A 13073-nucleotide genomic window follows, 5' to 3' on the forward strand; every position below is an offset into this window, starting at 1 on the left:
GGCCCGGAAGTCGCGTGCCCCCGGCGCGGGCCTGGAGGACGAGGTCGGCATCGACGGATTCTCCGGCTCGCTCGACATGCCCGGCAGGGCCGGCACCGCTGGGTGACGCTCCGTGACGGCCGATCGGCCCCGGCTGCCGCCCCGGCCCCGGTCGCCACGCCCGCCCCCGCCGCCCCGGCCACGGCCGGTGACGAGGGCGCGTACGTGACCCCGCTGGTGCGCAAGCTCGCCTCGGAGGCCGGCGTCAACCTGTCCACGGTCTCGGGCACCGGCGTCGGTGGCCGTATCCGCAAGCAGGACGTCCTGGCCGCCGCCGAGGCCGCCAAGGCCGCCGCCGCCCCGGCTCCGGCCGCCGCCGCTGCCACCCCCGCCGTCCAGGCCCCGGCCGCGACGTCGGAGCTGCGCGGTCAGACGGTCAAGATGACCCGCATGCGCAAGGTCATCGGCGACAACATGATGAAGGCCCTGCACACGCAGGCGCAGCTCAGCTCCGTGGTCGAGGTGGACGTCACCAAGATCATGAAGCTGCGTGAGAAGGCCAAGGCCTCCTTCCTGGCCCGGGAGGGCGTCAAGCTCTCGCCGATGCCGTTCTTCGTCAAGGCCGCCGCCCAGGCGCTGAAGGCCCACGCGGTCGTCAACGCCCGGATCAACGACGACGAGGGCACCATCACCTACTTCGACTCGGAGAACATCGGCATCGCCGTGGACTCCGAGAAGGGCCTGATGACCCCGGTCATCAAGGGTGCCGGTGACCTCAACCTGGCGGGCATCTCCAAGGCGACCGCCGACCTGGCCGCCAAGGTCCGCGGTAACAAGATCACGCCGGACGAGCTGTCGGGCGCGACCTTCACCATCAGCAACACCGGCTCGCGCGGCGCGCTGTTCGACACGGTGATCGTGCCGCCGAACCAGGTCGCCATCCTGGGCATCGGTGCCACCGTCAAGCGTCCGACGGTCATCGAGACGCCCGAGGGAACCGTCATCGGCGTCCGTGACATGACGTACCTGACCCTGTCCTACGACCACCGCCTGGTGGACGGCGCGGACGCGGCCCGGTACCTCTCGGCCGTGAAGGCCATCCTGGAGGCCGGCGAGTTCGAGGTCGAGCTCGGCCTGTAGGGAACCAGCCGCGGCGGTAGCCGCACAGCTGTCGCGTACGGCGCCCCCGTCCGGAACCTTCCGGGCGGGGGCGCCGTCGTCCGTCCCGATGTCTTCCGGCCTTGTAACGAGCCTCACCCCGGGTCCCTGACCAGGAACGCATCGCGTCGGCCGACACCGCCGTATTGTCTACGCATCAGCCCCGCGCGGCCCCAGGAGATGAAGCGCCGATGATCACCCCACCCGTCGTGCACTCGCTGCGCGAGCAGATCCGCGAGCACATCGTGGAGGGGATCGTCAGCGGCCGCTGGAAGCCCGGCGAGCGGATCGTCGAGCGGCGGATCGCCGTCGAGCTGGAGGTCAGCCAGACGCCGGTCCGCGAGGCCCTGCGCGAGCTGGAGACGCTGCGGCTGATCGAATCGGCGCCGAACAAGGGGGTCCGCGTACGGAACCTCTCCGCCGCCGATCTGGAGGAGATCTACCCGGTCCGGGCCGGTCTGGAGCAGATCGCGGCCGAACTGGCGGCGCCTCGCCTGGCGGCGGACTGCACGGCGCTGGAGCCGCACGTGGCCGCGTTGTGGGAGGCGGACCGGACCGAGGACGGGACGGCGCAGGTGCGGCACACGGTGGGCTTCCACCGCGAGCTGGTGCGGGCCGCCGGCAACAGCGTGCTGCTGCACACCTGGGAGAGCCTGGGCATCGAGGTGTTCACGGCGCTGTCCATCCGCTGGCTCGGAACGGTGCAGAAGTCGTACGCGGAGGAGCACGCCGCCCTCGTGGAGGCCTTCCGCAACCAGGATCCGGACATCGGCGTGCTGGTGAAGCGGCATGTCCTGGGGTGTGCGCCCCGAGCCTGACCGGTTGAGTTGTCCTAGTTTGACCGGCACTGGGTGCCTATTTTCATGGCACCCGGTGCCGACTTTCGCCGGATCGACATTTCTTCGCCACATTCGTTTGATCGATCATCGATCAGCGACTTACAGTCATCGCGGACCCCTACCCGGGTCCGTCGACCCTGTCCTGCCCGTCAGGGATTTCTTCACCACCTCTCCTTTGTCCGGAAGGCGGCGCACACCGATGTCCGACCCCGTAGGAAAGCTTCCGAGCGAGCTCGACCAGCTCCCGGACCGCGACACCGAGGAGACCGCCGAATGGGCGGCCTCCCTCGACGCCGTCGCACAGGCCGCCGGTACGCGCCGCGCCGAATACCTGCTCCGTCGCACCCTCCAGCACGCCGAAGCCGCGGGCCTCGCCCTGCCGAAGCTGCTGGAGACGGACTACGTCAACACCATCCCCACCTCCGCGGAGCCCGAGTTCCCCGGTGACATGGAGATGGAAGCCAAGATCACCGCGTGGAACCGCTGGAACGCGGCCGCGATGGTGACCCGCGGCTCCAAGTACGGCGTCGGCGGCCACATCGCCACCTTCGCCTCGGCCGCCTGGCTCTACGAGACCGGCTTCCAGCACTTCTTCCGCGGGAAGGAGGCCGACGGATCGGGCGACCAGCTCTACATCCAGGGCCACGCCTCCCCCGGCATCTACGCCCGCGCCTTCCTCGACGGACGTGTCTCCGAGCAGCAGCTCGACAACTTCCGCCAGGAGTCCGGCGGCAACGGTCTGCCCTCCTACCCGCACCCGCGGCGCCTGCCCTGGCTGTGGGAGTTCCCGACGGTGTCCATGGGCCTCGGCCCGCTCTCCGCGATCTACCAGGCGCGCTTCAACCGCTACCTGCAAAACCGGAACATCAAGGACACCGCCAACTCGCACGTCTGGGCCTTCCTGGGCGACGGCGAGATGGACGAGCCCGAGTCGACCGCCGCCCTGGCCCTCGCCTCCCGTGAGCGGCTCGACAACCTGACCTTCGTCGTCAACTGCAACCTGCAGCGCCTCGACGGTCCGGTCCGCGCCAACTTCCGCGTGGTCCAGGAGCTGGAGGCCCAGTTCCGCGGCGCCGGCTGGAACGTCATCAAGTCGCTGTGGGGCTCCGCCTGGGACGAGCTCTTCCAGCTCGACACCACGGGCGCGCTGGTACGCCGCCTGCGCGAGGTACCCGACGCGCAGTTCCAGACGTACGCGACCCGCGACGTGGCCTACATCCGCCAACACTTCTTCGGCGCGAACCCCGAGCTCGTGCAGCTGGCGGCCGTCCTGTCCGACGCGAAGATCGCCGAGTGCTTCCACAGCTCCCGCGGCGGCCACGAGCCCCGCAAGGTGTACGCCGCGTACAAGGCCGCCCTCGAACACAAGGGCGCGCCGACCGTCATCCTCGCGCAGACCGTCAAGGGCTACACGCTGGGCGCCGGGTTCGAGTCGAAGAACGCGAACCACCAGATGAAGAAGCTGACGATCGACGAGTTCAAGGACATGCGTGACCTCCTTGACCTCCCGATCCCCGACAGCGCCTTCGCCGACGGCCAGGTCCCGTACGGACACCCGGGCGCGGACAGCCCCGAGGTCCGCTACCTGAACGAGCGCCGCGCGGCCCTCGGTGGCCCGGCTCCCGCCCGCAAGGTCCACCACGTGGCCCTGCCCGCGCCGGCCGAGCGTTCCTTCGCCCCGCTGCTCAAGGGCTCCGGCAAGCAGGAGATGGCCACCACCATGGCCTTCGTCCGGCTCGTCAAGGACCTGATGCGGGACAAGGAGACCGGCAAGCGCTGGGTGCCGATCGTCCCGGACGAGGCCCGTACCTTCGGCATGGAGTCCCTCTTCCCGTCCGCCGGCATCTACTCGCCGCTGGGTCAGACGTACGAGCCGGTCGACCGCGACCAGCTGATGTACTACAAGGAAGCCAAGGACGGCCAGATCCTCAACGAGGGGATCACCGAGGCCGGCGCCATGGCCGACTTCATCGCCGCGTGTACGTCGTACGCGACGCACGGCGAGCCGATGATCCCGTTCTACATCTTCTACTCGATGTTCGGCTGGCAGCGCACCGCCGACCAGATGTGGCAGCTCGCCGACCAGCTCGGCAAGGGCTTCATCGTCGGCGCGACCGCGGGCCGTACGACCCTCACCGGCGAGGGCCTCCAGCACGCGGACGGCCACTCGCACCTGATCGCGTCCACGAACCCGGCGTCGCTGAACTACGACCCGGCCTTCGCGTACGAGATCGCGGTGATCGTCAAGGACGGTCTGCGCCGCATGTACGGCGAGAAGCCGGAAGACGTCTTCTACTACCTGACGGTCTACAACGAGCCGAAGGTGCAGCCGGCGATGCCCGAGGGCGTCGAAGAGGGCATCCTCAAGGGTCTCTACCGCTTCAACACGGCGGCGGACCTGGCGGAGGCGGCCCCGGCCGCCGACTCGCCGAAGATCCAGCTGATGGCCTCGGGTACGGCGATCCACTGGGTGCTGGAGGCGCAGCGGCTGCTCGCCGCCGACTGGAACGTGGCCGCCGACGTCTGGTCCGCCACCTCCTGGGGCGAGCTGCGGCGCGACGCGCTGGAGTGCGACGAGGCGCTGCTGCGCGGCGAGATGCGCACCCCGTACGTCACGCGCGCGCTGGAGGGCGTCACCAGCCCCGTCCTGGCCGTCTCCGACTGGATGCGTCAGGTACCGGACCAGATCAGCCAGTGGGTGGAGCAGGACTACACCTCGTTGGGCACGGACGGCTTCGGCCTCTCCGACACCCGCGAGGGAGCCCGCCGCCACTTCGGCGTCGACGCGCAGTCGATCGTGGTGGCCGCGCTGGCCCAGCTCGCCCGCCGCGGCGAGGTCCCGGCGTCCGCCATCAAGGAAGCCCGGGAGCGCTACGGCCTGTAGGCCCCGCGCGGTACACCGGTGAGGCGGTCCGTCCCTTGGAGGGGGCGGGCCGCCTCGCCGTTTCCGTGTCGGGGCTTTGCGGCCACGCGGGGGGCGTTCACCGGCCTTTGGCCGTATGAGCGGTGGCGGCGCGGGGGTGGACCCGTGATGCTGGAGCCGTGATGGACGAGACGGAGTTCTGGGAGATCGTCGACCGTACCCGCGAGGCCGCCGAGGGCGACCCCGAGGAGCACGCCGAGCTGCTCGTGGAACGGCTGGCGCAGCTCGACCCGGACTCCGTGCTCGACTTCGCGCGGCACTTCGAGTCCCGGTACAACCGGGCGTACACGTGGGACCTGTGGGGCGCGGCCTGGGTGCTGCTCGACGGGGCGAGCGACGACGCGTTCGACTACTTCCGGTGCTGGCTGATCGGCCAGGGGCGGGAGGTGTTCGAGGGCGGGGTGCACGACCCGGACGCGCTCGCGGAGCTGCTCACCGACTTCGACGAGGAGATCGACGGGGACGGCGAGGAGCTGGGGTACGCGGCCGACGAGGCGTACGAGCAGCTGACGGGCTCGGTCGCGCCGGACCTGGGCATCGCGCTGCAGGCGGCCGAGCCGGAGGGCGCGCCGCTGGACTTCGAGGACGAAGCCGTGCTCGCGGAGCGCTTCCCCCGGCTGTGGGAGCGGTTCAGGAGCTGACGCTCAGTAGTGCGTGCCGCCGTCGATGCGGATCTCCGTACCGGTGATGAACGCGCCGTCCTCGGAACCGAGCATCGCGACGACGCCGGCGACCGTCTGCGGGCCGGCGAAGCCCTGGCCGAGGGCCGGGGCGAGCTTGGTGAACAGGCTCCAGTCGGTGTCCTCGGGCAGGCCCGGACCGTTGCCGGTGGTCATGCCGCTCTCGATGGAGCCCGGGGCGACGGAGACGAAGCGCAGGCCCTGCTTGCTGTACTCGGCGGCGAGGGCGTGCGTCATCGACTGGATGCCGCCCTTGCTGGCCGCGTAGGCGGACATGTAGGGGTGTGCGAAGGACGCCGAGGTCGAGCTGAAGTTGACGACGACCGGCTGGTCGCCCTCCAGCAGGGCCGGGAGGGACTCGCGGATCATCAGGAAGGTGCCGGTCAGGTTGACCGAGATGACCTTGTTCCAGAAGTCGAGGGTGGTCTGGTGGGTGTGCGCGGAGCGCAGGATGCCGGCGGCGTTGACCAGGACATCGAGGCCGCCGAGGGCGTCGACGGCGGCGCTGACGCCGGCCCGCACGGCCGCCTCGTCGGATATGTCGAGTACGGCGGTGGTCAGCCGGTCCGCGTGCCCGTCGGCGCCGGCCTGCTCGGCGGTGGCCTTCAGGCCGGCCTCGCTGACGTCCACGGTGTGGACGCGTCCGCCCTCGGCGAGGATGCGGTGGACGGTGGCCCGGCCGATGCCGGAGCCGCCGCCGGTGATGAGGACGCGACGTCCTTCGTAACGGTTCATGGGAGGAGCCTACCCGCGTAGTGACACGTTTTGCCAGAGTGTCAAAGCGTGCAGGCAGTGGGACTCCCGGGCGGTAGGCTTCACCCGTGAGATCCCCTCGTCCGTACACCCCCCAGGCCGGCCCCGGAGCGCAGTCGCTGACCGAGCGACGCAAGGCCGCCACGCAGCTCGACATCGCCCGCGCGGCCTGCGAACTCTTCGCCGAGCACGGCCCGGACGGCACCACCGCCGAGGACATCGCCCACCGGGCCGGTGTGGCGCTGCGCACCTTCTACCGCTACTTCCGCAACAAGCAGGAGGCCGTGGCCCCGCTGCTGGCGGGCGGCGGTGACGCATGGCGCGCGCTCCTCGCCGAGGAGGAACCCGGCACCCCGCTCGCGGAGGCGCTGGACCGTGCGGTGACCCGCTCGCTCAGCGACCTGCAGTCCGTCGAGGAGGGCCTGGAGGTCACCCGCGGCCTGCTCCGCGCGGCGGCGACCGACGAGGCCCTGCGGGGGGTCTGGTACCGGGTCAACCAGGACTCCGAGGAGCGGCTGGTGCCGGTCATCGCCCGGCTCGCCGGCCCGGACGCCGACCCCCTCGACATCCGCCTGCTGGCCGCGGCGGCGACCGACTCCATCCGGATCGCGCTCGAACTCTGGTCGGCGACCGACGCCCCCACCTCCGGCCCCGGCTCCCCGGCCGAACTCGCCCTGCGCTGCCTGCACGCCCTCACGGGCACCACCCCGCTCCTGCGCTGAGCCCGAGCGCCCTCACAGGAACCGGGCGGACTTCTCCCGGAGGTGGGCGGCGAAGAACGCCGGGGCGTCGGGGCGCAGACGGGCGAGGGCGACCATGGCCGTGACGATCACGTCCGCGACCTCCGCCTCCACGTCGTCCCAGGTGTGGGAGTCGCCCTTGCGCGGATTGCTGCCCTTGGCCCCGATGACGGCTTGCGCGGCCTCGCCGAACTCCTCGCCGATCTTGAGGATCTGTACCGTGACGCTCTCCTCGCGGGCCACCCCCCGCGCCCGGTCGTGCTCGTCGAAGCGGGCCGCCAGCGCGGCGACGGTCTTCCAGGAATCGTCCATGCGCCGAACCTAGCCGGGAAACGGCGAAGCCCCGGCCTTCTCCGTGGAGAAGGCCGGGGCTTCGGCGGCGCGGCTTAGAGGTCGAAGTACATCTCGAACTCGTGGGGGTGCGGGCGCAGGGCGATCGGGGCGATCTCGTGCGTGCGCTTGTAGTCGATCCAGGTCTCGATCAGGTCGGGGGTGAAGACACCGCCGGCGAGGAGGTACTCGTGGTCCTCTTCGAGGGCCTTGAGGACCGCGTCCAGGCTGGTCGGGACCTGCGGGACGCTCGCGTGCTCGTCCGGGGAGAGCTCGTAGAGGTCCTTGTCGATCGGCTCCATCGGCTCGATCTTGTTCTTGACGCCGTCGAGGCCGGCCAGCAGCAGGGCCGAGAACGCCAGGTACGGGTTCGAGGACGGGTCCGGGGCGCGGAACTCGACGCGCTTGGCCTTCGGGTTCGAGCCGGTGATCGGGATGCGCATGGCGGCGGAGCGGTTGCGCTGCGAGTACACCATGTTGACCGGGGCCTCGAAGCCGGGCACCAGGCGGTGGTAGGAGTTCACCGTCGGGTTGGTGAACGCCAGCAGCGACGGGGCGTGCTTGAGGATGCCGCCGATGTAGTAGCGGGCGGTGTCCGACAGACCCGCGTAGCCGGCCTCGTCGTAGAACAGCGGCTCGCCGCCGTTCCACAGGGACTGGTGGACGTGCATGCCCGAACCGTTGTCACCGAAGATCGGCTTCGGCATGAAGGTCGCGGTCTTGCCGTTGCGCCAGGCGACGTTCTTCACGATGTACTTGAAGAGCATCAGGTCGTCGGCCGCGGCCAGCAGCGTGTTGAACTTGTAGTTGATCTCGGCCTGGCCGCCGGTGCCGACCTCGTGGTGCTGGCGCTCGACCTGGAGGCCCTGGGCGTCGAGCTCCAGGGAGATCTCGGCGCGCAGGTCCGCGAAGTGGTCGACCGGGGCCACCGGGAAGTAGCCGCCCTTGTAGCGGACCTTGTAGCCGCGGTTGTTCTCCTCGGAACCGGTGTTCCAGGCGCCGGCCTCGGAGTCGATGTGGTAGAAGGACTCGTTCGCGGAGGTCGCGAAGCGGACGCTGTCGAAGACGTAGAACTCGGCCTCGGGCCCGAAGTACGCGGTGTCGGCGATGCCGGTGGACGCGAGGTACGCCTCGGCCTTCTTCGCGATGTTGCGCGGGTCGCGGCTGTAGGCCTCACCCGTGATCGGGTCGTGGATGAAGAAGTTGATGTTGAGCGTCTTGTCCTTGCGGAACGGGTCCAGACGCGCGGTGGTGATGTCGGCACGCAGAGCCATGTCGGACTCGTGGATGGCCTGGAACCCGCGGATCGAGGAGCCGTCGAAGGCGAGCTCCTCGGCCGGGTCGAACGCCCGAGCCGGGATGGTGAAGTGCTGCATCACACCAGGCAGGTCGCAGAAGCGGACGTCGACGAACTTGACGTCGTTCTCCTCGATGTACTGCTTCACTTCGTCGGCGTTCTGGAACATCCAACTCCTCCTACTCCCGACCCCGGGGCAGGGACGGGCTGTATAGCTCGTGGTGCGTCAGTGCGGTGCCGCACGCTGACCCGACCATAAGCAGACGGGATTTCTCAAGCATGACCCATTTGTTTCGCACAAGTTAACCAGGGGCCCGTCCAGGTCGCGTGGAGCGCCACCGGTACCGTGGTCGAGTGGACAACAGGCAAGCAATCGGATCGTGGCTCTCCGGCCCCCGCGCGGCCGCCGAGGACATGGGCGTCGACTTCGGTTACCGCGGCCAACGTCTCGGCCTGCCCCAGTCGGGGCCCGGGTCCGTGGCGCGGTTCGGGCGCCGGCTCGGGGCCGTGGCCATCGACTGGGTCGGCTGCCAGCTGATCGCCTACGGGCTGATCACGCACGGCGACCTGCGCGCCACGGGCAACTGGACGCTGGCCGTCTTCGTGGTCCTGTCCGTCCTGACGGTCGCCACCGTGGGCTTCACCCCAGGCAAGCGGATCGTCGGCCTCCGGGTGGTCGCGGAGGACGGCGGGCGCCTCGGCGTCGCGCGTGTGCTGCTGCGCACGGTCCTGCTGGCCCTCGTCATCCCGGCGCTGGTATGGGACCGCGACGGCCGCGGCCTGCACGACCGGCTGGCGCGCGCCGTCCAGGTGCGGATCTGACAGGTGCGGATCTGACAGGTGCGGATCTGACGATCGGGACGCGCGGGGCCGTCCGGGGGGTGACCACCTCCCGGGCGGCCCTTTCTCATACCCCGTGCGCCTCGTATGCAATGCCGACACGGGCGCGCCCTCGCGCCGGCCCCTCACCCGGCCGTGCGTGGGTGCCGCCGTCGCCGTGCGGCGGGCGACCGGATGTCCGAGTCGACGCCCCTGTCATCCCCGGTGGGCGGGCAGGACGAACCGGCGCCCCGGGTCGTGGCGGTCGAGCCCGGCACGGCCCTGCCGGGGCAGCCCGAGGGCGACCGGGGTGGAGCCGGAGGAGAACCCGCGCGACCCGCGGCGTCCGGTGCCGTGCGCACAGCGCAGAAGCGCCCGCCTACTGCGCGTAAGCGGGCGCTTCGGACATCGCGGCGAGGCGCGGTGCCGGGGGTCGCGGGCCGGGCGGGACTTCACGCCCTCGGCCCGCGAACTCCTGTCGGCGGTCAGCCGCGGGGCGGCCTCGGGCCGCCGCGGGCGCGGCCGGGGATGGGGCCCTTGGGGATCGGCATGTTGCTCATGAGGTCGCCCATGGCCCGGAGCTTGTCGTTGACCTGCGTGATCTGCGGGCCGGCCAGTACGCGCGGCAGCTTGAGCAGCGTCGTACGGAGCTTCTTGAGCGGGACCTCGCCCTCACCGTTACCCACGATGAAGTCGTGGACGGGAATGTCGGGCATGATCCGGGCGAGCTTCTTCTTCTCGGCCGCGAGCAGGCTCTTGACCCGGTTCGGGTTGCCCTCCGCGATCAGCACCACGCCCGCCTTGCCGACGGCCCGGTGGACGATGTCCTGGCTGCGGTTCATGGCGACGGCCGGAGTGGTCGTCCAGCCCCGCCCCACGTTGTCCAGGACGGCCGCGGCGGCGCCCGGCTGCCCCTCCATCTGCCCGAAGGCAGCCCGCTCGGCCCGTCGTCCGAAGACGATCGCCATCGCGAGGAACGCCACCAGGAGGCCCAGGATGCCCAGGTAGACCGGGTGGTCGATCAGGAAGCCGATCGCAAGGAAGACACCGAAGGTGACGATTCCCAGGCCCGCGACGATCAGACCGACCTTGGGGTCGGCCTTGCGCGTCATCTTGTACGTCAGGGCGATCTGCTTCAGTCGCCCGGGGTTCGCAGCAGTCTCTGCGTTTGACTTCCTCGCCATAGGGCGAAGTTTACGTGGCCTGCGGGGTCCGGGTCGCCGCGGCCTCCAGTACGTGTTCGGTTTCGACCCGGTCCTTCGCCCTGCGGCGGTCTTCGAGGACGGCCGTCCACGCGTTGCGGCGGGCGCCGCTCATGAGCAGCGATTCGATGCCGCGGAAGGCGTCGGAGAAGGTCGGGATGGCGATGGCGCGTACGGGCGCGGCCTGCATGATGTCGATCCCTTTCACGGTGCTCACAGTGCTCACGGAACGGCTCACGGAACGGTGCTCACGGGGAGGAACGGTGTGCGTCGGTGTGTGCGGTGCGTGGATCAATCGTCACTGAACGGTGTTACCAGGGCATGACCGGCCGGTCAAATGTGATCGACACGTTGTACAAGGCGACGCGGCCCGCCGGGCTCTCACGTAAAGAGCCTAGGGGCCGCGTCATCGCGGTGTTACCGATTGGTAGCCGCATGTGCGGGACTTCACACGGTCGGCGGTCAGACGTTCGCGCGCTTCTCCATCGCCTGCTGGTAGAGGCGACCCGCGCGGTACGACGACCTGACCAGCGGCCCGGACATCACGCCGGAGAAGCCGATCTCCTCGGCCTCCTTGGCCAGCTCCACGAACTCCGCCGGCTTCACCCAGCGCTCCACGGGGTGGTGGCGCGGCGAGGGCCGCAGGTACTGGGTGATCGTGATGAGCTCGCAGCCCGCCTCGTGCAGGTCGCGCAGGGCCTGGGTGACCTCTTCGCGCTCCTCGCCCATGCCGAGGATCAGGTTCGACTTGGTGACCAGGCCGTATGCGCGCGCCTTGGTGATCACGTCGAGTGAGCGCTCGTAGCGGAAGCCCGGGCGGATGCGCTTGAAGATGCGCGGCACGGTCTCCACGTTGTGGGCGAAGACCTCGGGGCGGGAGGCGAAGACCTCCTCCAGCAGCTCCGGCACCGCGTTGAAGTCGGGGGCCAGCAGTTCGACCTTGGTGTGGCCGGCCTCGCGGCCCGCCGTCTGCCCGTGGATCTGGCGCACGGTCTCCGCGTACAGCCAGGCGCCGCCGTCGGGCAGGTCGTCGCGGGCGACGCCGGTGATGGTGGCGTAGTTCAGGTCCATCGTGACGACGGACTCGCCCACGCGGCGGGGCTCGTCGCGGTCGAGGGCCTCGGGCTTGCCGGTGTCGATCTGGCAGAAGTCACAGCGCCGGGTGCACTGGTCGCCACCGATGAGGAAGGTGGCCTCGCGGTCCTCCCAGCACTCGTAGATGTTGGGACAGCCGGCTTCCTGGCAGACCGTGTGCAGCCCCTCGCCCTTCACCAGGGCCTGCATCTTGGTGTACTCGGGACCCATCTTCGCCCGGGTCTTGATCCACTCGGGCTTGCGCTCGATGGGGGTCTGGCTGTTACGGACCTCCAGGCGCAGCATCTTGCGTCCGTCGGGTGCGACTGCGGACACGACCGGCTCCCTGTGACTTCGATTCTTCGGCGTCCACCAGGGTACGCCCGTAATTTCGTACGCTCTTACGTCGGGCAACCCGAGGGCCGCCGGGACCATTCCCGAGCGTCAGCCGACCGCCGGCTCTATCTCCCTGGGCCGCAGCTCCGCGTGCTCCAGGACGTCCTTGAGGTGGCGCTCCACGACCGGGAGCACGTCGGCGATGGTGATCTCGCGACCCAGTTCGTAGGAGAGCGAGGTCACACCCGCGTCCCGGATGCCGCAGGGGATGATCCGGTCGAACCAGGTGCTGTCCGGGTTCACGTTGAGCGAGAAGCCGTGCATCGTGACGCCCTTGGCGACCCGGATGCCGATGGCCGCGAGCTTGCGGTCCTCGCGCCGCTGGCCGGCGTTGGAGGGGGCGTACTCGGGGCCGTTCAGCCGGGGGTCGAACTGCTCGTCGTGCAACCGGGGGTCGAAGTCCAGGCTGAGGCCGCCGAGCGCCGGGCGCTCCTCCACCGGGTCGCCGAGCACCCACACCCCGCTGCGCCCCTCCACCCGGGAGGTCTCCACGCCGAAGTCGGCGGCGGTGCGGATCAGGGCGTCCTCCAGGCGGCGGACGTGGGCGACGACGTCCACCGGCCGGGGCAGCTTCATGATCGGGTAACCCACCAGCTGACCGGGGCCGTGCCAGGTGATCTTCCCGCCCCGGTCCACGTCGACCACGGGGGTGCCGTCCAGCGGGCGCTCGCTCGGGTCCGTGCGGCGGCCTGCCGTGTAGACCGGCTCGTGTTCCAGCAGCAGGCAGGTGTCCTCGATCTCGTCCGCGAAGCGGGCGGCGTGGACGCGGCGCTGCTCTTCCCAGGCCTCGGTGTACTCGACGTAATCCGGCCCGAAGCCCAGATGGACAAACCGAAGGTCAGTCACCGCAGCGCCTCCTCGTTGAACCTGCTGTGTGCACGTA

At 70.1% G+C, this 13073-nt stretch carries 12 protein-coding genes and 1 pseudogene; 6 read left to right on the forward strand and 7 right to left on the reverse strand.

The features are described 5' to 3' along the window. The 4 genes and pseudogenes from sucB to E6R62_RS23510 all read left to right on the forward strand — a co-directional run. Window positions 1–1119 (forward strand): annotated as a pseudogene (gene sucB, locus E6R62_RS23495) (2-oxoglutarate dehydrogenase, E2 component, dihydrolipoamide succinyltransferase); the annotation flags it as partial. Between the two features lie 212 nt (window positions 1120–1331). Further along, window positions 1332–1955 (forward strand): GntR family transcriptional regulator, encoded by a 624-nt coding sequence (locus tag E6R62_RS23500; RefSeq protein ID WP_136215598.1) that lies wholly within the window; start codon window positions 1332–1334, stop codon window positions 1953–1955. Between the two features lie 220 nt (window positions 1956–2175). Next, a complete protein-coding gene (gene aceE / locus E6R62_RS23505) occupies window positions 2176–4860 on the forward strand; it encodes a pyruvate dehydrogenase (acetyl-transferring), homodimeric type (protein ID WP_136215502.1) in 2685 nt (894 codons plus the stop codon). Window positions 4861–5021: 161 nt separating this feature from the next. After that, on the forward strand, window positions 5022–5540 hold the full coding sequence (locus E6R62_RS23510) for a DUF4240 domain-containing protein (RefSeq protein WP_136215503.1): 519 nt from the start codon (window positions 5022–5024) through the stop codon (window positions 5538–5540). 3 nt (window positions 5541–5543) lie between these two features. On the opposite strand, the gene E6R62_RS23515 is transcribed toward E6R62_RS23510, so the two are convergent. Then, window positions 5544–6314 (reverse strand): SDR family NAD(P)-dependent oxidoreductase, encoded by a 771-nt coding sequence (locus E6R62_RS23515; protein ID WP_136215504.1) that lies wholly within the window; start codon window positions 6312–6314, stop codon window positions 5544–5546. A gap of 86 nt (window positions 6315–6400) precedes the next feature. Between E6R62_RS23515 and E6R62_RS23520 the strand changes: the two genes are divergently transcribed. Next, the gene (locus E6R62_RS23520) at window positions 6401–7054 is read left to right on the forward strand and encodes a TetR/AcrR family transcriptional regulator (RefSeq protein WP_136215505.1); all 654 of its coding nucleotides are present in this window, start codon (window positions 6401–6403) and stop codon (window positions 7052–7054) included. A gap of 12 nt (window positions 7055–7066) precedes the next feature. Here the strand turns inward: E6R62_RS23520 and E6R62_RS23525 are convergent, their stop codons facing one another. Both E6R62_RS23525 and glnA read right to left on the reverse strand, forming a co-directional pair. After that, window positions 7067–7384 (reverse strand): MazG-like family protein, encoded by a 318-nt coding sequence (locus E6R62_RS23525; RefSeq protein WP_136215506.1) that lies wholly within the window; start codon window positions 7382–7384, stop codon window positions 7067–7069. Window positions 7385–7458: 74 nt separating this feature from the next. After that, complete coding sequence (glnA, locus tag E6R62_RS23530; protein WP_136215507.1) at window positions 7459–8868, reverse strand: type I glutamate--ammonia ligase; 1410 nt, start codon at window positions 8866–8868, stop codon at window positions 7459–7461. Between the two features lie 185 nt (window positions 8869–9053). Between glnA and E6R62_RS23535 the strand changes: the two genes are divergently transcribed. Continuing rightward, window positions 9054–9521, forward strand: a complete 468-nt coding sequence (locus E6R62_RS23535) for an RDD family protein (RefSeq protein WP_136215508.1) — start codon at window positions 9054–9056, stop codon at window positions 9519–9521. A gap of 482 nt (window positions 9522–10003) precedes the next feature. Here E6R62_RS23535 and E6R62_RS23540 read toward each other — a convergent pair whose 3' ends face one another. The 4 genes from E6R62_RS23540 to lipB all read right to left on the reverse strand — a co-directional run bounded on the left by E6R62_RS23540 (window position 10004) and on the right by lipB (window position 13036). Then, complete coding sequence (locus tag E6R62_RS23540) at window positions 10004–10702, reverse strand: DUF4191 domain-containing protein (RefSeq protein WP_136215509.1); 699 nt, start codon at window positions 10700–10702, stop codon at window positions 10004–10006. Between the two features lie 10 nt (window positions 10703–10712). Further along, complete coding sequence (locus E6R62_RS23545) at window positions 10713–10910, reverse strand: hypothetical protein (protein ID WP_136215599.1); 198 nt, start codon at window positions 10908–10910, stop codon at window positions 10713–10715. A 272-nt stretch (window positions 10911–11182) separates the two neighbouring features. Beyond that, window positions 11183–12130 (reverse strand): lipoyl synthase, encoded by a 948-nt coding sequence (gene lipA / locus E6R62_RS23550; protein ID WP_136215510.1) that lies wholly within the window; start codon window positions 12128–12130, stop codon window positions 11183–11185. A gap of 108 nt (window positions 12131–12238) precedes the next feature. Further along, window positions 12239–13036 carry a lipoyl(octanoyl) transferase LipB gene (gene lipB / locus E6R62_RS23555; protein WP_136215511.1) on the reverse strand — a complete coding sequence of 266 codons (798 nt, stop codon included), beginning with the start codon at window positions 13034–13036 and terminating at the stop codon, window positions 12239–12241. Window positions 13037–13073 lie beyond the last annotated feature (37 nt).

It is taken from the genome of Streptomyces sp. A1136, assembly GCF_004795055.1.
Classification (GTDB): domain Bacteria; phylum Actinomycetota; class Actinomycetes; order Streptomycetales; family Streptomycetaceae; genus Streptomyces.